Here is a 17,470-nt window from a genome sequence, read left to right on the forward strand (position 1 = left end):
GCCGCCGGCGTCAGCGGCCCGCTCCGCCGGACGCTCATGCGCGGGTCGCCCGTGCGAACAGCGCCGCCAGTTCGTCGGCGTACCCGGCCAGGTCGGCGTCCGGATCGGCCGCCAGCAGGAGCGGCAGCCCGTCCAGCGACCGCTGGACCGTCATCGCCATCACCCGGGTGCTGAATCTCCCGAACTCGCCGCTTTCCTGCCCCCAGGTCAGGAGGCGTTCCAGGTGGGACAGCGCCGACAGGCCGGTGGCCGCGTCCCGCGCCGGAGAGCCGCCCTCGGGGCGGAAGTTGAGGAAGATCTCCGTGGCCGCGCGCATCTCGGCGCGGTGGGCGCCGAGGTACTCCACCAGCGAGCGGATGTAGCTCTCCAGCGCGGCCGAGGCGCTCTGCTGGGCGCTCACGCGCTCGTGCATGAACCTGCTCAGGTCGCCGTGGACGGTGACGATCGCCTGGCCGATCAGCTCGTCCTTGCCGTCGAAGTGGTACGAGATCATCCGCGTGCTGCTCAGCCCGGCCCGCTCGGCGATCCGGGCGAAGGACGCCTGGTGGTAGCCCAGCTCGGCGATCGTCGCCACGGTGGCGGCCACGATCTGTGCCCGTCTCGCGGAACTTGTGAAGGACTCGTCCCGCTTTACTGGCATGAGTAATTTTTAACTTGGGTGGGTAAATGTCGCAACTCTCCCAGGTCGGCGGCGGAAAACTCGCTTAGCTGACGCTTATCCGCAGCGTGATCGTATGTAGGCCGGGTACTGTGCGCCTTCCTGGCGCAGAGACAGAGGAGATACTTGTGGCCGCGTCACCGACGTCACCATGGGCGAGAACAGCGATACCCTGGGTGACGACCGTCGCCCGGCTGGTGCTGGGCGGGGTGCTGATCGCGGCGGGTGCGCTCAAGATCGGCAACCCGGCCGACTCCGTCGTGGCGGTCAAGGCCTACCAGTTGCTGCCCGAGTCGATCGCCGTCGCGGTGGGCTACGCCCTGCCGATCCTGGAGATCGTGGTCGGTGTGCTGCTGGTCGTCGGCCTGCTGACCCGAGTGGCCGCGGTGATCGCCGGGCTGCTCATGTTCGCGTTCGTCTTCGGCATCGCCTGGGCGTGGGCGAAGGGCCTGCGGATCGACTGCGGCTGCTTCGGCGGCGGGGGCCAGCTCGGGGCGGGGCAGGAGCCGACCTACCTGCTCGACATCCTGCGCGACTTCGGCCTCGTGCTGCTCGGGGCGTGGACCGCGCGCTTCCCGCCGGGCCGGTTCGCGCTCGACGGGGCCCTCGGTCTCGGGGGCGACACACACCACGACGGTGACGAGGGGGACGACTGATGGGCAAGGGCGAGCGTACGAAGACACAGACGCAGTCGGCGCGCGAGAAGATCAAGGCGCAGCAGGCCGCGCAACGCACCCGCGACAAGCGCCGCAAGACGGTGACGTACGTGACCGCGGGCGCGGTCGCGGTCGCCGCGGTCGGGCTCGGCTGGTGGTACGCCGCCAGCATCTCCCGCTCGGAGGAGGCCACCGGCGCGCTCGCGCCGATCACCGTCCAGCCCGACGGCACCGCCGTGATGGCCCAGAGCGGCGTCACCAAGCCGGTCGTGGACATCTACGAGGACTTCCAGTGCCCGGCCTGCAAGGAGCTCGAGCGCGTCAGCGGCCAGACCTTCAAGAACCTCGCCGCCGAGGGCAAGGCCAAGGTCGTCTTCCACCCCATCACGATCTTCTCGCAGGAGCCGACCAAGTCGAACTCGGTGCGCGCGGCCAACGCCGCCCGGTGTGTCGCCGACGGCAAGCAGTGGCTGGCCTTCCACGACCTGCTCTTCAAGAACCAGCCCTCGGAGACCGTGGAGGGCTTCAAGCCCGACCAACTCCTGCAGTGGGGCACGGACGCCGGGGTCACCGCCCCCGGCTTCGAGCAGTGCGTGACCTCGAACAAGAACGCCGAGGCGCACCTCGCGTACAGCAAGAAGATCAGTGACGAGCAGAAGCTCACGCACACGCCGACAGTGAAATTGAACGGTAAGGAAATCGACAATCCGGTACTGTTCAGCCCGTCGCAACTCCGTAAAGAGATTTCGGAGGCGGCTAAGTAGGCTCGCTTCCGCTACCCTCACCTGACATGCCCCTTGCCTCGATTCCCAGCCCTTCTCAAGGGGTCTGGTATCTCGGAATCATCCCGATCCGGGCTTATGCGCTATGCATCGTGCTCGGTGTCATCGTCGCGGTCTGGCTGAGCGAGCGCCGCTGGCGCGCTCGCGGCGGCCAGCAGGGGACGATCATCGACATCGCGGTCCCCGCGGTCATCTTCGGCCTCATCGGCGGTCGTCTCTACCACGTCATCACCGACTGGCAGACCTACTTCGGCAGCCGTGCGATCAAGGAGCCCATCCAGGCCCTGTTCATCTGGGAGGGCGGGCTCGGCATCTGGGGCGCGGTCGCCCTCGGCGGGGTCGGCGTCTGGTTCGCCGCGCGCAGACGCGGCCTGTCCATGACGGCCCTCGCCGACACGATCGCGCCCGGCATCGCCTTCGCCCAGGCCATCGGCCGCTGGGGCAACTGGTTCAACCAGGAGCTCTACGGCTCGCCCACCACGCTGCCGTGGGGCCTGGAGATCGACGTCGACCACGGCGGCGAGCCCGGCGTCCTGTACCACCCGACCTTCCTGTACGAGTCGCTGTGGGACGTCGCGCTCGGCTTCCTGCTCATCTTCCTGGGCCGCCGCCTGGCGCTGCACCACGGGCGGTTGTTCGCCCTCTACGTCGCCGGTTACACGCTCGGCCGCTTCTGGATCGAAGGGCTGCGCATCGACCCGGTCGGCGGGGTCGACCACGCCGTGCTGTTCCTCGGGTTGCGGATCAACCAGTGGACCTCGATCGTGCTGTTCGTCGCCGCACTGGTGTACTTCTGGGCGACCAGGAACAAGACGGGCGAGGAGATCGTCGTGTCGCCGACGTCCTCCGACGGTCCCGAAGCGGCGTCCGCCGATCCGGAGCACGAATCCGGCCAGGCCGACCCGGGCACGGGCGAGTCGTCCAAGGCCGACCCGGCGGAGTCGTCCGGAGCGGCGGAACCGGAAGGCAGCGCCGCCACGGGTGACGGCCCGAAGGCGGAAGACGCCGCCTCAGACGTCTCCGCCGGAGGCGACGAGCGTGCGGAGCCAGCCGACGCCGAAACCGTGACGAAGGAGAAGAACTCCCGATGAGTGAGCGCGCGGAGATCCACCACCGGCATCGCGACGTCACCGGAGGCTGGCTACGGCCATCGGTGTTCGGCGCGATGGACGGCCTGGTGTCGAACTTCGCGCTCATCGCGGGCGTCGCGGGCGGCACCTCCAACACCAGGGTCGTCGCGCTCAGCGGCGTTGCCGGGCTCGCCGCGGGCGCGCTGTCCATGGCGGGCGGCGAGTACGTCTCGGTGGCCAGCCAGCGCGAGCTGGCCCAGGCCGAGATCGCCGTCGAACGGCGCGAGCTGATCCACCACCCGGAGGACGAACTGGCCGAGCTGGCCCAGACCTTCGTCGACAAGGGCGTGCCGCCCGACCTGGCCGCCGAGGTGGCCAGGCAGATCTCGCAGAACCCCGACCGGGCCCTGGAGGTGCACTCCCGCAACGAACTGGGCGTCGTGCCCGGTGAGTTGCCGTCGCCGATCGTCGCCTCGGTCTCGTCGTTCCTGTCGTTCGCGGTGGGGGCGTTGGTGCCGCTGATGCCGTACCTGTTCGGAGCCGAGGGCCTGGCGGTGTCCGGGGTGCTCTCGTGCCTGGCGCTGTTCGCCGCGGGGGCGCTGGTGTCGGTCGTGACGGCGCGAAGCTGGTGGTATTCGGGGCTGCGGCAGCTCCTGGTGGGGGCGGTGGCGGCCACGGTCACGTTCGCCGTCGGCAACCTGATCGGGGCGGCGGGCCTGTGATGGCCCGGAGAAGAGGCCCGTCCGGTGGCGGGCGGGCAGGCGGCGACCGCACGGGCCGCGGCCGGGGCAGCCGGTCCTCGACACCCGCCGACGATCACGGGCCGCAGACCGGCGGAACCGACGGCGGCGGCTGGCCCGCGGCCGGTGGGGGCGGCTGGCAGGAGACCGGGACAGGTACGGGCGACTGGCCGGCCAGTGGTGATGGGCAGGCCGGCTCCGGTGATCGGGGTGGCTGGTCCGGCGCCGATGGCGGTTGGCAGACCGGTGCCGGTGGTGCCGGTACCGGGTGGCAGGCTTCGGGCGGTCAAGGCGGTCAAGGCGGTCAAGGCGGCTGGCCGGCCGGTGACGGCCGGTCCAGGGCGGGCGCTGACGGGCCGGGCCGGGCCCCGTCCGGGGCCGATGGCGTGGGCACGTCCTCCGGCGGCGGTTGGCCCGCGGCTCATGGCGCGCACGGCGGTGGTGGCCCGGTTACGGGAGGCACCGACGGTGGTGGCTGGCAGGCAGCCGGCGGCGGGCGTTCTGGGGCTGACACGGAGGGCGGCAGACGGTCGTCCGGGAGCCGCAGCGGCCGGCGGGCGGCCCGAGCGCGTGGCGGGCATGCCGCCGATCCGCTCAACGACGACAGGCCCGCGGCCGGCACGGACGTCAGCGGCTGGGCCGTCGCTGGTCCGGACGGCGGCAGATCCGCGGCCGGCACGGACATCAGTGGCTGGCCCATCCCGGGATCGGGGCCTGGCGGCAGCCCCGGCGCCGGCACCGACGGCCATGGCTGGCCCTTCGCCGACACCGACGGCGGCAGGCCCGCGGCCGGAACAGACGTCGGGGGCCGGCCTGTCGCCGGTCCGGACGGTGGCCGGTCGGCGGCCGGAACCGACGTCAGCGGCTGGCTGATCGCCGGTCCGCAGGGTGGCGGCCGTTCTGCGGGCGGCACGGACAGCAGCGGCTGGTCTGCCGCCGGTCCGGATGGTGGCCGGTCGGCGGCCGGTACGGATGTCGGCGGTTGGGCTGTGGCTGGTCCGGATGGTGGCCGGTCGGCGGCTGGCACGGATGTCGGCGGTTGGGCTGTGGCTGGTCCGGATGGTGGCCGGTCGGCGGCCGGCACGGACGTCAGCGGCTGGCCGGTCGCGGGTTCGGCCGCCGGTGGCAGGCCGGGCGGCGGCGCGGATGAGGCGGCCCGGCTGGCCGGGCGCGGCAAGCGGGGGCGCCGGGCGGCTGCCCCTGACGACGGCGGCCGCAGGGCCGCTCATGACGAGGGTGGCCGCAGGGCCGCTCATGACGACGGCGGTCGCAGGGCGGTTCATGGCGAGGGTGGCCGTCGGGCCGCTCATGACGACGGCGGCGGCAGCCGCGGCAGGCGCTCGCAGGAGAACGCCGAGGACGGCACCTGGCCGCCGCTGGACCTGCCCCGCATCCGGCCGAAGAAGAACGCCGAAGCCGACGGCCGGTCGGACCAGGACCACAACGGCGCGGACGGCGGCGGGCACGACACGACCGCCTCGCGCAAGCGGGGCCGCACCCCTCCGTCGGACTGGCAGTTCCCGCTGCTCACCGACTGGGGCTTCCGCCCGGAGCAGCAGCGGCTGATCGTCATCATCGCCACGGTGGTGGGCGTGCTGGTGGGCGGGGCCGGGCTGGTGACGGCGATCGTCAACCTGGGCACGTACTCACCTGAGCAGGAGGCCAGCGCCGCGGTGCTCGGCCCGGACGCGGCCGTGCCCCAGGTGTTCCACGGCTGGGGCTCGCCCAAGCTGTTCGAACCCCTCGCAGACAGGGCCAAGGACGCCAAGCCGCTGACCGAGAAGGAGGTGTTCACCGAGAACGAGTTCGTCGTGTCCAAGAAGCTCAAGCTCAAGCTGGTCACCAAGAAGCTCGACGGCGACTGCTCGGCGGCGCTCTGGGGCGAAAACCTCCTCGAACAGGTCGCGGACGCCGGTTGCAGCCAGGCCGCGCGCGGCCTCTACACCAGCTCCGACGGCCGGTACGTCGGCCAGTACACGCTACTCAACCTCAACGACGGCGAGTCGGCCGCCGAACTGGTCGAGTCCATGGAGATCCTTTACCGTGGCGCCTGGGTGCGTCCCCTGACCTCCACCAAGGCGGCCTTCCCCGGAGGCGGCTACTCCGAGGCGGGCGCGTACGCGCTGGGCCACTACGTCGGGCTGGTGTGGATCGCCAAGACGGACGGCGGCGAACCCACCGCCAAGGACGACTTCGTCTCGCTCACCCTGGCGATGCGCGGGGCGGAGAAGGCCGTCTATCGCCGCGTCGTCTCGGTCACGGGGCCGGCGTCATGATGGCACGGACCAGCTCTGACGCTGGAAAGGGCTTTCTCGACTCCTCGGACTCGTCGGGGCGGCCGGGTGCCGCAGGGGACCCGGCAGCCACGGGGTCTTCCGAGGTCACTTCACCCTCGGACGCCACCCGGCCCTCGGAGTCCTCTTCTCCGAGGTTCTCGGGTGCTGCGGGTTCCCCGGCATCCTCGGGTTCCTCGAAGGGGCCCGGCTTCTCGCGTTCCTCGGAGGGCTTCGTGCCGGGATCGGAAGACGCTTTCGACGACTATGACGACGACCGTCCCAGGTGGCGGCGTCTCGTCGTCATCGGTGTGATCGTCGTCATGGTCGCCGCGGCCGGGGTGGGCGGGTGGTTGTGGTTGGGGCGTGAGTTGCCGCGTCCCGCCACGTTCCACGCCGAGTCCACCTCCGCCTTCTACGCGGCCATCGACAACCGCCAGAACGACGCGTCCCCGCTGACCCTCCAGGAGGTCTTCACCTCGGCCACCCAGACCCTGGGCAAGCTGGGCCTGGCCGGCACGCGGGAGTACGCCGAGTGCGACGAGGCACTCTGGGGCGTGACGGCCGCCGGATGCACGCAGGCCCTCCAGGCCACGTACGAGGGCGGGGGCATGGCGGGGCAGTTCGTCATCTTCAACCTCGGTGACGGGCGCGCCGCCGACGCGCTGGTGGCGGCGCTGCGCAAGGACGGGTTCGTACGGCAGGACGTCGCCTTCGAGGCCGCCGGCAGCCAGGCCCAGGCCCGTGCCATGGGGCACTACGTGACGGTGAGCTGGGCCGGCGGCAAGGCGATCGCCGAGCAGGACCTGCTCACGGCTCTCGTCGCGCTCGACGGCCTCGGCCGCGTCGTCCAGGGCCGCCTCGTCGACGCCGTCTGAAGCGCCGTGGGAGCCCCGTCACCTGGGTCCGCCACCTGAAGCCGGGTTCGTCACCTCAGCTCGCCGTCTGAGACCGCACGTGGGATCCCGGCGGATGACTGGGCGGGGCAGAGGGGGAGCCGGTGGCTCCTGGCGAGGGTGGGAAAGTGGTGGTGGGTCAGGGGGTGGTGGCGGTCAGGGCCGTGACCGTCGTGGCCACCGCGGTCCGCAGTGCCGACAGGCGGTGGAGCGGGGCTTCCAGCGGGGTGAGGTCGTCGGACCAGCCGGCCGCCTCCCGGATCAGGGCGCGGGCCTCGTTCTTGGTCAACGACGTGCCCTGCGATCTGGCCAGCGCGATCAGGGCCTCGCGCCAGGTGTTGGCCAGCTTGGCGTGCGCGTTGTCGAGGATCCTGCGCAGCACGGTGTCCGCGTCGCCGTCCGGTTGCGGGAGGCGTACGACGTCGAGGATGCCTTCGCGGGCCTCCTCGACCGCGTACACGGGCGAAAGCGCCACGGGCAGGCGCGGGGTGAGGCCCGGGCCGACCGCGCGGACGCGGGCGGCGCGGGCGGCCAGCAGCAGACGGGGGAGCGCGGCCTCCAAGCCGGGCGGGACGGCCACGGCCACGCGGTCCGCGGCGGCGGCGTACGGCTTCGCGAGCCAGGTCGAGAGCTTGACCCGAGGCTGGGAGCAGGACTTGGGCCAGTCGCCCACCAGGAGGTCGGCCTCGAAGCCCGTCAGCGCTTCACGGAGCCCCAGCGGCTGCTCCGGCTCCGGAACGGGTCCAGCGGGTGCCTGCGCGTGTCCGGTGCTCTCCACCGACTGCGGGCCCTGGGTGTAGATGGCGGTGCTCTGGCGGGACAGGCGGGACTGCACGGCGGGACGGGTCTTGGTGGTGGGGCGCAGGAGGTACAGGTCGGCGGCGGAGCCGATGGCTTCCGCGCCGAAATAGCGGTTGAAATCGGGATAGATGGCCTCGTAGGCGAGGTTGAGCTCCGACAACTCGTGCTGCACCTTGACGGCCAGCAGCGGCGTGCGCTCGCTCGCCCCGTACGCCAGAAGTACCCGCCCTCCGTCTTTCAGGCCCTCGACGGCGCGGGCCACGAACAGGCCCGTGCCCTCCGGCGTGTACGGCGGGTCGGTGAGCGCGAGGTCGTGCTCCCGGGCCGAGGCGGGCAGGCCGAGCCGCAGGTCGGCCCAGCGGGTGCGGACGCCGAGGTGCTGGTCGTCGATGTAGGCCAGGATGCGCTCGTCGACGTCGACCACCGTGACGTCGGTCTCGGGGTGGACGAGCTTGACGGCCAGCGAGGTCAGGTCGTGGTCGCCCACGCAGAGCAGGCGGGATCCGGGGAGCCAGAAGCGGGCCCCGAGCAGCAGCGCCCGGCGCAGCACGGTCTCCGGCGTGGCCGAGACGTGGTCGAGCACGTGACGGGCGCGCGGGGCCTTGGCGATGAGCGCGGTGAGCCGGTCGAGCGCCGGGCCGTAGTGGGGCAGGAGGCGGGCCACCGGGTCCTCGGGTGGCGGGGCCAGGGCGATGAGGTCCTGGTAGGCGGGGGCGTCGGCGAGCGGGATCCGGAAACGGCCGCCCCCGCGCCGCCACACACCTGCCCGCTCCGGAGCGGCCTCGGGCTCGGGCTCGCTCTCGCGTGCCCCTGCGGCTGCCGGTGCGGGCGCGCTTTCACGTGTCCGCGCCGCTTCGCGCTCGGACTCGTCTCCGGGCGCTTCGGTTTCGCTCTCATGTTCGATGACGAGCTCGCGCAGCAGCGCCTCGATCGTGCGCCGGGACGTGGCGGTGTCTCTGACCAGGTCGGACAGGGCCCACCAGCGGCCGTCGCAGAGCAGGGTCAGGGCGTGTCTCAGCCGCCTGCTGTCGGCTCCGGCCTCGCTGAGCAGGCGTTCGACCCCGTCACGCTCCATGGTCGAACCCTATCGGCTCGCGGCGACTCGCTCCTCCTGACGGAAATCCCCGTACGGATCGGGAATTTCACCGGCCTCGCTCAGGGTTTGGGATAGAGAGTTCGGATGTCGAGATAGGTGCGAATGTTCGCAATGCGGACTCGGCGGGCACCATTCCGACAGGGTGAGGTAACCTCTACCCACGATATGCAGCAGGGCCAACGTCGTCCCCGCCTGTAGCGCAGTTTGAGACAGACGAAGACGACGGGAGGGATTCAATGCCTGCTGCCCACCTCGGATTCCCCGAGCCTCAGGGCCTCTACCACCCCGCCAACGAGCATGATGCCTGCGGTGTCGCCATGGTTGCCGACGTCGCCGGGCGGCGTGGTCACGGCATCGTGGTCAAGGCACTGACGGCGCTGTGCAATCTCGATCACCGGGGGGCCAAGGGTAGCGAGCCGGACACCGGCGACGGAGCCGGGATCCTGACGCAGGTCCCCGACGGGTTCTACCGGGCGAGCGTGCCGTTCACGCTGCCCGCGGCCGGTGCGTACGCCACCGGCATCGGCTTCCTGCCGTTCGACGGCGAGGCCAGGGGTGTGGCCAAGGGCCTGATCGAGGAGATCGCGGCCGAGGAGGGTCTCACCGTGCTCGGCTGGCGCGAACTGCCGGTCGACCGCGACCTGCCGGGGCCGAGCGCCCGGGCGGTCATGCCGCACTTCGCCCAGCTCTTCGTGGCCGACCCCGAGGGGCGTTCGGGTCTTGAGCTGGACCGGCTCGCGTTCTGCCTGCGCAAGCGGGCCGAGCACGAGGCCGACGTGTACTTCCCCTCGCTCTCGTCCAGGACGATCGTCTACAAGGGCATGCTCACGCCCGACCAGGTCGAGCCGTTCTTCCCCGACCTGAGCGACGAGCGTTACGAGACCGCGATCGCGCTGGTGCACTCGCGTTTCTCCACCAACACGTTCCCGAGCTGGCCGCTGGCGCACCCCTACCGCTATGTCGCCCACAACGGCGAGATCAACACGGTCAAGGGCAACCGCAACTGGATGCGCGCTCGTGAGGCGATGCTCGCCTCCGCCCACATCCCGGGCGAAATTTCACGACTTTTCCCCATCTGTGACCCGGATGGGAGCGACACCGCCAGCTTCGACGAGGCTCTGGAACTGCTCCACATGGGCGGCCGGAGCCTGCCGCACGCCGTGCTCATGATGATCCCGGAGGCGTGGGAGAACCACACGGAGATGGACCCGGCTCGCCGGGCCTTCTACGAGTTCCACTCCACGCTGATGGAGGCCTGGGACGGCCCCGCCTCGATCACGTTCACCGACGGCACCCTCGCCGGCGCCGTGCTCGACCGCAACGGCCTGCGCCCCGGACGCTTCTGGGTGACCACCGACGGCCTGGTCGTGCTGGCCTCCGAGGCCGGCGTGCTGGACTTCAAGCCCGAGGACGTGGTCCGCAAGGGCCGCCTGCAGCCGGGTCGGATGTTCCTCATCGACACCGCCCGCGGCAAGATCATCGAGGACGACGAGATCAAGGCCCAGCTCGCCGCCGAGCTGCCGTACACCGAATGGCTGCACGCCGGGCTCGTCCGCTTCGAGGAGCTGCCGGCGCGCCAGCGCGAGATCCCCACCCACGAGGCGCTCGTCAAGCGGCAGCAGACCTTCGGCTACTCCGAGGAAGAGCTGCGCATCATCCTGTCGCCGATGGCGAAGGCCGGCCAAGAGCCGATCGGCTCCATGGGCACCGACACGCCCGTCGCCGTCCTGAGCGAGAAGCCGCGGCTCCTGTTCGACTACTTCACGCAACTGTTCGCGCAGGTCACCAACCCACCGCTGGACGCCATCCGTGAGGAACTGGTCACCTCCCTGGCCACCACCATCGGGCCGGAGGGCAATCTGCTGGAGCCGGGGCCGAGCTCCTGCCGCCAGCTCGTGCTGCCGTACCCGGTGATCGACAACGACGAGCTCGCCAAGATCATCCACATCAACGACGAGCACGACCTGCCGGGCTTCCACCCGTACGTCATCAGCGGCCTGTACGAGGTCGGCGGCGGCGGCGGGGCGCTGCTGCGCCGCCTGGAGGAGATCAGGACCGAGGCGTCCAAGGCGATCGCCGACGGCGCGCGCATCATCGTGCTGTCCGACCGCGGCTCCTCCGACGCGCTCGCCCCGATCCCGTCGCTGCTGCTGACCGGCTCGGTGCACCACCACCTGATCCAGGAGAAGACCCGCACCAAGATCGGCCTGGTCATCGAGACCGGCGAGGCCCGCGAGTGCCACCACATGGCGCTGCTGATCGGTTACGGCGCCGCCGCGATCAACCCGTACCTCGCGATCGAGACGATCGAGGACCTGGTCGACGCCGGCACGCTGGCGATGGACAAGCACAAGGCCGTGCGCAACCTGATCAAGGCGTACGGCAAGGGCGTCATCAAGGTCATGTCCAAGATGGGCGTGTCCACGGTGGCCTCCTACACCGGCGCGCAGATCTTCGAGGCGCTCGGCCTGAGCCAGGAGGTCATCGACGCCTGCTTCGCCGGGACCACCTCCCGCCTGGGCGGCGTCGGCTTCGACGTGCTGGCCGAAGAGGTCGCGCAGCGGCACCGCCACGCCTACCCGCGCGTGGACAACGCTCACCGCGGGCTCAAGGTCGGCGGCGAGTACCAGTGGCGGCGCGAGGGCGAGCCGCACCTGTTCAACCCCGAGACCGTCTTCAAGCTGCAGCACGCCACCAGGACCCGCCGCTACGAGATCTTCAAGGAGTACACGAACCTCGTGGACTCCCAGTCGGAGCGGCTGATGACCCTGCGCGGCCTGTTCAAGCTGCGCCAGGGCGACCCGATCCCGATCGAGGAGGTCGAGCCGGTCTCCGAGATCGTCAAGCGGTTCTCCACCGGCGCGATGTCGTACGGCTCCATCTCGATGGAGGCGCACGAGACCCTCGCCATCGCGATGAACCAGCTCGGCGGCAAGTCCAACACCGGCGAGGGCGGCGAGGACCCCGAGCGCCTGTACGACCCGGCCCGCCGGTCGGCGATCAAGCAGGTGGCCTCGGGCCGGTTCGGCGTCACCTCCGAGTACCTGGTCAACGCCAGCGACCTGCAGATCAAGATGGCCCAGGGCGCCAAGCCCGGCGAGGGCGGCCAGCTCCCCGGCCACAAGGTCTACCCGTGGGTCGCCAAGACCCGGCACTCCACGCCCGGCGTCGGCCTCATCTCGCCGCCGCCGCACCACGACATCTACTCGATCGAGGACCTGGCCCAGCTCATCCACGACCTGAAGAACTCCAACCCGGAGGCCAGGGTCCACGTGAAGCTGGTCGCCGAGGTCGGGGTCGGCACGGTCGCGGCGGGCGTGTCCAAGGCGCACGCCGACGTGGTGCTCATCTCCGGCCACGACGGCGGCACCGGCGCCTCGCCGCTGACCTCGCTCAAGCACGCGGGCGCCCCGTGGGAGCTCGGCCTGGCCGAGACCCAGCAGACGCTGCTGCTGAACGACCTGCGCGACCGCATCGTGGTCCAGGTGGACGGCCAGCTCAAGACCGGCCGCGACGTCGTCATCGCCGCGCTGCTGGGCGCCGAGGAGTACGGCTTCGCCACCGCTCCGCTGGTCGTCTCCGGCTGCGTCATGATGCGCGTCTGTCACCTCGACACCTGCCCGGTGGGCGTGGCCACGCAGAACCCGGAGCTGCGCAAGCGCTTCAGCGGCAAGCCCGAGTTCGTGGTCAACTTCTTCGAGTTCATCGCCGAGGAGATCCGCGAGTACCTCGCCGAGCTGGGCTTCCGCTCGCTCGACGAGGCGATCGGGCACGTCGAGCTGCTCGACATGTCGGCGGCCGAGCGGCACTGGAAGGCCGGCGGGCTCGACCTGTCGCCGATCCTGCACCGGCCGGAGCTGCCCGCGGGCACCCCGCTGCGCCGGACCGTCGAGCAGGACCACGGGCTGCAGCACGCCCTGGACAACACCCTCATCCAGCTCGCCGAAGGCGCCATCGACGACGGCACCCCGGTCACGCTGGAGCTGCCCATCCGCAACGTGAACCGCACGGTCGGCACCATGCTCGGCTACCAGGTCACCAGTCGGCACGGCGGCAAGGGCCTGCCCGACAACACGATCGACATCTCGTTCACCGGCTCGGCGGGCAACTCGTTCGGCGCGTTCGTGCCGCGCGGGATCACGCTGCGGCTGACCGGCGACGCCAACGACTATCTCGGCAAGGGCCTGTCCGGCGGGCGGATCACCGTCCGGCCGCACGACGCGGCCCCGCTCGACGGCCACATCATCGCCGGCAACGTCGCCCTGTACGGCGCCACGTCCGGCGAGGTGTTCGTCCGGGGTGTCGTCGGCGAGCGGTTCTGCGTGCGCAACTCCGGCGCCACGGCGGTCGTCGAGGGCGTGGGCGACCACGGCTGCGAGTACATGACCGGCGGCAAGGCCGTGGTGCTCGGCCCGACCGGGCGCAACTTCGCGGCCGGCATGTCGGGCGGCGTCGCGTACCTGCTGGACCTCAAGGCCGAGCGGGTCAACCGCGAGATGGTCGCCATCGAGGCGCTCACCGAGCAGGACGCCGAGTTCCTCAAGGAGACGGTCGAGAAGCACTTCGCCGAGACCGGCTCGCCGGTCGCCAAGGCGCTGCTGGCCGACTGGGACGCGGCGCTGACCAGGTTCGGCAAGGTCATGCCGACCGACTACAAGAGGGTGCTGGAGGCCGCCGAGGCCGCCCGCATCGAAGGCAGGGACATCGACGAGGCCGTCATGGCGGCCGCGGTCAAGGGTTAAGGGAGGCGTACCGAATGGCTGACCCGAAGGGTTTTCTCACGCACGACCGGGAGCTGCCGGCGCGCCGCCCCGTGGATGTCCGCATCAGCGACTGGCGTGAGGTCTACCAGGACTTCTCGCAGGAGAAGCTGACCAAGCAGGCGGCCCGCTGCATGGACTGCGGCATCCCGTTCTGCCACAACGGCTGCCCGCTGGGCAACCTCATCCCCGAGTGGAACGACCTCGTCTACCGCACCGACTGGCGCGAGGCGATCGAGCGGCTGCACGCCACCAACAACTTCCCGGAGTTCACCGGCCGGCTCTGCCCGGCTCCGTGTGAGGCGGCGTGCGTGCTCGGCATCAACTCCGACCCGGTGGCGATCAAGCGGGTCGAGGTCGAGATCATCGACCGGGCGTTCGCCGAGGGCTGGGTGACCCCGCAGCCCCCGGCGGTCAGGACCGGCAAGAAGGTCGCGGTCGTCGGCTCGGGCCCCGCGGGGCTCGCCGCCGCCCAGCAGCTCACCCGCGCCGGGCACGACGTGGTCGTGTTCGAGCGGGCCGACCGCCCCGGCGGGCTGCTGCGCTACGGCATCCCCGAGTTCAAGATGGAGAAGCGGCACATCGAGCGCCGCCTGGAGCAGATGCGGGCCGAGGGCACCGAGTTCCGCACCGGCGTGAACGTCGGCGTCGACATCACCGCCGCCGAGCTGCGCGAGCAGTTCGACGCCGTGGTGCTGTCCGGCGGCGCCACCCAGTGGCGCGACCTACCGGCGACCGGGCGCGAGCTCAAGGGCGTCTACCAGGCGATGGAGTACCTGCCGCTGTCCAACAAGGTCCAGGAGGGCGACTACGAGACCTCGCCCGTCTCGGCCGAGGGCAAGCACGTGGTCGTGATCGGCGGCGGTGACACCGGCGCCGACTGCATCGGCACCGCGATCAGGCAGGGCGCCACGTCCGTGACGCAGCTCGAGATCATGCCGCAGCCGCCGCGCGACCGTCCCGGCAGCCAGCCGTGGCCGACGTTCCCGATCCTGTTCAAGATGGAGAGCGCCCACGAGGAGCTGCGCGACGGCGGCGGCGAGCGCGTGTACGCCGTCTCCACCACCGAGTTCGTCGGCGACGCGGACGGCAACGTGCGCGCGCTGCGGCTGGTGGAGGTCGAGGGGCCGCAGGCCGGCTTCAAGCCGATCCCGGGCACCGAGCGGGAGATCCCGGCCGAGCTGGTGACGCTGTCCATGGGCTTCGTCGGGCCGGAGAAGGGCGCGCTGCTGCAGGACCTGGCCGAGGTCGCCGGCGACGGCTTCTACGACGCCAGGGGCAACGTGACGCGCGACAAGACGTACATGTCCAAGGTGGACGGCGTCTTCGTGGCGGGCGACATGGGCCGGGGCCAGTCGCTGATCGTGTGGGCCATCGCCGAGGGGCGGGCCGCCGCCTCCGGGGTGGACCGGTTCCTGACCGGGGACACGGCGCTGCCGTACCCGATCCTGCCGACGGCCCGTCCGCTGGTCTGACGCCCGGTGGCCGGCCGGGCTCGTCCGTGTGAGACGAGCCGGGCCCGCTGACCTCGAACGCCCGTCCTTCCGTCTCGGAGGGGCGGGCGTTCGCCGTTGCGGCGGGATTTCCGATGGGGCCGGTTCCGGCGGGGGTCCGGCGGCCGTGGCAGGGCGTCCGGGCGAAAGTCCGCTTCGTCGTGAATAGACTGAAATTTCACCACTAAGTTGCATCTCCGGATCGCTGTCGGGAAGATTCATTTCCTGCGGTGAAACCGGCGAAGGGGGAACAATGCGGCGGGTCGCCTCCGGCTTGACGGCACTGGCCGTCATGGCCACCCTCGGCGCCTGCGCGCACCCCGCATTCAGCCGCCCCGCCATGCCCCAGGCCGAGTTCCTCGTCTTCTACGAGCACGGCGGGCAGTCCCGGGCCGAGGCCGCCGTGAGCCGCGCGGGCGGCACCACCGTCTCCGCCGAGACCAAACTGGGCTACCTCATGGCCGCCGCCGCCCCGAACGGGTTCGAGGAGGCCGTGGGCGCCGACCCGGCCGTCGTCGGCGTCACCTCGGACCGCAGCATCGGCCGCGTCGCCTCCCGCCCCGCCTCCGGCGCGGGATTCCCGGACGCGCAGGCGTTCACCAAGACCACGGGGGAGCCGCTCGCCGGCCGCCAGTGGGACATGCGCATGATCGGCGCCGACCGCGCCCACGCCAAGGCCCCCGGCAGCAAGCAGGTCCTGGTCGGCGTCATCGACACCGGCGTGGACGGCAAGCACCCCGACATCGCCCCCAACTTCAACCGTGAGCTCAGCCGTAACTTCGTCACCGACAGACCCAAGGACGAGTACGGCGAGACCCTCGACGGCCCCTGCGAGGCCGCCGGCTGCAAGGACCCCGTGGACGCGGACGACGACGGCCACGGCACCCACGTGGCCAGCACCATCGCCGCGCCCCTGAACGGCCTGGGCATCGCGGGCGTCGCACCCGGCGTCCAGATCGTGAACCTCAGAGCCGGCCAGGACTCCGGCTTCTTCTTCCTCAAGCCCAGCCTCGACGCCCTCACCTACGCCGGCGACATCGGCGTGGACGTCGTGAACATGAGCTACTACGTCGACCCGTGGCTGTTCAACTGTGCGAACAACCCGGCCGACAGCAGGAAGCAGCAGCTCGAACAGCAGGCCATCATCACCGGCATGCAGCGCGCCCTCGACTACGCCCGCCAGAAGGGCGTCACGCTCGTCTCCGCCCTCGGCAACGGCTCGACCGATCTGGGCCGCCCCCAGATCGACAAGCAGAGCCCCGGCTACCCCAAGGGCGACGAGAAGGAGCGGCGGATCGACAACTCCTGCATCAACGTGCCCGCCGAGTCCGACGGCGTGATCTCCGTCTCCGCCGTCGGCCCCTCCGGCCGCAAGGCCATCTACAGCGACTACGGCGTCGAGCAGACCGACCTGGCCGCGCCCGGCGGCGACGCGCTCGACGGCAAGGGCACCGCCGCCGCCACCCGGTCGATCCTGGCCGCCGCGCCCGAGCACGTGCTGCGCGCGGCGGGCCGCATCGACGCCAAGGGCGAGCCCAAGGGGGCCGACGTCGTCAAGGACTGCGCCGACGGCACCTGCGCCTACTACCAGTACCTCGACGGCACCTCCATGGCCTCGCCGCACGCCGCCGGCGTCGCCGCGATCATCGTCAGCCGCTTCGGCAAGCCCGGCAAGGGCGGGCTGGAACTCGATCCGGCCACCGTCGAGAAACTGCTCTACAAGACGGCCACGCAGAAACCCTGCCCCACGCCCCGCCAGTACGTCTACAAGCTGTTCGGCCAGTCGGAGACGCACCAGTGCGAGGGCGACCGGGCCGACAACGGGTTCTACGGCCACGGCATCGTGGACGCCTACCGGGCGGCCACCGTAGAACCATGATGTACCGCCTCATCGCGGACGTCGCGATGGTGGCGCACTTCGCCTTCCTCGCCTACTTGGTCGTGGGTGGATTCCTCGCCTGGCGCTGGAGGCGTACTATCTGGGCGCACCTCGCCGCCGTCGCCTGGGGCCTGCTCTCGGTGACGATCGGCGTCGAGTGCCCCCTCACCCTCCTGGAGGACTGGGGGCGCCGGCACGCCGGAGAGGCGGGGTTGCCCGCCAGCGGCTTCATCGACCACTACATCGAGGGCGTGATCTATCCGGAGGAGTACACGAACTTGGTGCGACTGGGAGTCGCCGTTCTCGTTCTGTTCTCTTATGCCGGGTACCTTCTCCGTCGTCAGTGACTGCCAAGTGGTCTGTACC

General features: G+C 71.0%; 12 protein-coding genes. 10 read left to right on the forward strand and 2 right to left on the reverse strand.

All coding sequences use genetic code 11. The features are described 5' to 3' along the window. Nucleotides 1-34: 34 nt before the first annotated feature. Nucleotides 35-640, reverse strand: coding sequence for a TetR/AcrR family transcriptional regulator (locus tag FAF44_RS11915; RefSeq protein ID WP_237103149.1), 606 nt, complete (start codon nucleotides 638-640; stop codon nucleotides 35-37). 194 nt (nucleotides 641-834) lie between these two features. On the opposite strand from FAF44_RS11915, the gene FAF44_RS11920 reads away from it, so the two are divergent. From FAF44_RS11920 to FAF44_RS11945, 6 genes are all read left to right on the forward strand, one after another. After that, nucleotides 835-1,314: a MauE/DoxX family redox-associated membrane protein gene (locus FAF44_RS11920; RefSeq protein ID WP_237103150.1), complete on the forward strand. Its 480-nt coding sequence runs from the start codon at nucleotides 835-837 to the stop codon at nucleotides 1,312-1,314. Beyond that, nucleotides 1,314-2,078 carry a thioredoxin domain-containing protein gene (locus tag FAF44_RS11925; RefSeq protein WP_237103151.1) on the forward strand — a complete coding sequence of 255 codons (765 nt, stop codon included), beginning with the start codon at nucleotides 1,314-1,316 and terminating at the stop codon, nucleotides 2,076-2,078. Before FAF44_RS11920 ends, FAF44_RS11925 begins: the two co-directional genes overlap by 1 nt. A 26-nt stretch (nucleotides 2,079-2,104) precedes the next feature. Further along, nucleotides 2,105-3,187, forward strand: coding sequence for a prolipoprotein diacylglyceryl transferase (gene lgt, locus FAF44_RS11930; protein ID WP_272894390.1), 1,083 nt, complete (start codon nucleotides 2,105-2,107; stop codon nucleotides 3,185-3,187). Further along, the gene (locus FAF44_RS11935) at nucleotides 3,184-3,888 is read left to right on the forward strand and encodes a VIT1/CCC1 transporter family protein (RefSeq protein WP_237103153.1); all 705 of its coding nucleotides are present in this window, start codon (nucleotides 3,184-3,186) and stop codon (nucleotides 3,886-3,888) included. The genes lgt and FAF44_RS11935 overlap by 4 nt, the downstream gene beginning before the upstream one ends. Before the next feature lie 1,064 nt (nucleotides 3,889-4,952). Next, a complete protein-coding gene (locus FAF44_RS11940) occupies nucleotides 4,953-6,182 on the forward strand; it encodes a hypothetical protein (RefSeq protein WP_237103154.1) in 1,230 nt (409 codons plus the stop codon). 233 nt (nucleotides 6,183-6,415) lie between these two features. Further along, nucleotides 6,416-7,057 (forward strand): hypothetical protein, encoded by a 642-nt coding sequence (locus FAF44_RS11945; protein WP_237103155.1) that lies wholly within the window; start codon nucleotides 6,416-6,418, stop codon nucleotides 7,055-7,057. A gap of 157 nt (nucleotides 7,058-7,214) precedes the next feature. Here the strand turns inward: FAF44_RS11945 and FAF44_RS11950 are convergent, their stop codons facing one another. Then, nucleotides 7,215-8,951: a bis-aminopropyl spermidine synthase family protein gene (locus FAF44_RS11950; RefSeq protein ID WP_237103156.1), complete on the reverse strand. Its 1,737-nt coding sequence runs from the start codon at nucleotides 8,949-8,951 to the stop codon at nucleotides 7,215-7,217. A gap of 257 nt (nucleotides 8,952-9,208) precedes the next feature. Here FAF44_RS11950 and gltB point away from each other — a divergent pair, with 257 nt between their 5' ends. The 4 genes from gltB (at nucleotide 9,209) to FAF44_RS11970 (ending at nucleotide 17,451) form a co-directional block, all read left to right on the forward strand. After that, a complete protein-coding gene (gene gltB / locus FAF44_RS11955) occupies nucleotides 9,209-13,714 on the forward strand; it encodes a glutamate synthase large subunit (RefSeq protein WP_237103157.1) in 4,506 nt (1,501 codons plus the stop codon). A gap of 14 nt (nucleotides 13,715-13,728) precedes the next feature. Next, entirely contained in the window at nucleotides 13,729-15,207 is a 1,479-nt protein-coding gene (locus FAF44_RS11960) for a glutamate synthase subunit beta (protein WP_237103158.1), read from the forward strand. A gap of 271 nt (nucleotides 15,208-15,478) precedes the next feature. Beyond that, entirely contained in the window at nucleotides 15,479-17,104 is a 1,626-nt protein-coding gene (locus FAF44_RS11965; RefSeq protein ID WP_237103159.1) for a S8 family serine peptidase, read from the forward strand. Next, complete coding sequence (locus FAF44_RS11970) at nucleotides 17,101-17,451, forward strand: DUF2784 domain-containing protein (RefSeq protein ID WP_237103160.1); 351 nt, start codon at nucleotides 17,101-17,103, stop codon at nucleotides 17,449-17,451. The genes FAF44_RS11965 and FAF44_RS11970 overlap by 4 nt, the downstream gene beginning before the upstream one ends. Nucleotides 17,452-17,470: the final 19 nt, after the last annotated feature.

Origin of the sequence: Nonomuraea sp. MG754425 (assembly GCF_021699195.1) — a bacterium.
GTDB lineage: Bacteria > Actinomycetota > Actinomycetes > Streptosporangiales > Streptosporangiaceae > Nonomuraea.

Excerpts from the sequence above, each read along its gene's own strand:
- FAF44_RS11935 (WP_237103153.1), top strand. The coding sequence starts at position 3,184 with ATGAGTGAGCGCGCGGAGATCCACCACCGGCATCGCGACGTCACCGGA.
- FAF44_RS11915 (WP_237103149.1), bottom strand. The coding sequence starts at position 640 with ATGCCAGTAAAGCGGGACGAGTCCTTCACAAGTTCCGCGAGACGGGCA.
- FAF44_RS11925 (WP_237103151.1), top strand. The coding sequence starts at position 1,314 with ATGGGCAAGGGCGAGCGTACGAAGACACAGACGCAGTCGGCGCGCGAG.
- FAF44_RS11970 (WP_237103160.1), top strand. The coding sequence starts at position 17,101 with ATGATGTACCGCCTCATCGCGGACGTCGCGATGGTGGCGCACTTCGCC.
- gltB (WP_237103157.1), top strand. The coding sequence starts at position 9,209 with ATGCCTGCTGCCCACCTCGGATTCCCCGAGCCTCAGGGCCTCTACCAC.
- FAF44_RS11965 (WP_237103159.1), top strand. The coding sequence starts at position 15,479 with ATGCGGCGGGTCGCCTCCGGCTTGACGGCACTGGCCGTCATGGCCACC.
- FAF44_RS11960 (WP_237103158.1), top strand. The coding sequence starts at position 13,729 with ATGGCTGACCCGAAGGGTTTTCTCACGCACGACCGGGAGCTGCCGGCG.
- FAF44_RS11950 (WP_237103156.1), bottom strand. The coding sequence starts at position 8,951 with ATGGAGCGTGACGGGGTCGAACGCCTGCTCAGCGAGGCCGGAGCCGAC.
- lgt (WP_272894390.1), top strand. The coding sequence starts at position 2,105 with ATGCCCCTTGCCTCGATTCCCAGCCCTTCTCAAGGGGTCTGGTATCTC.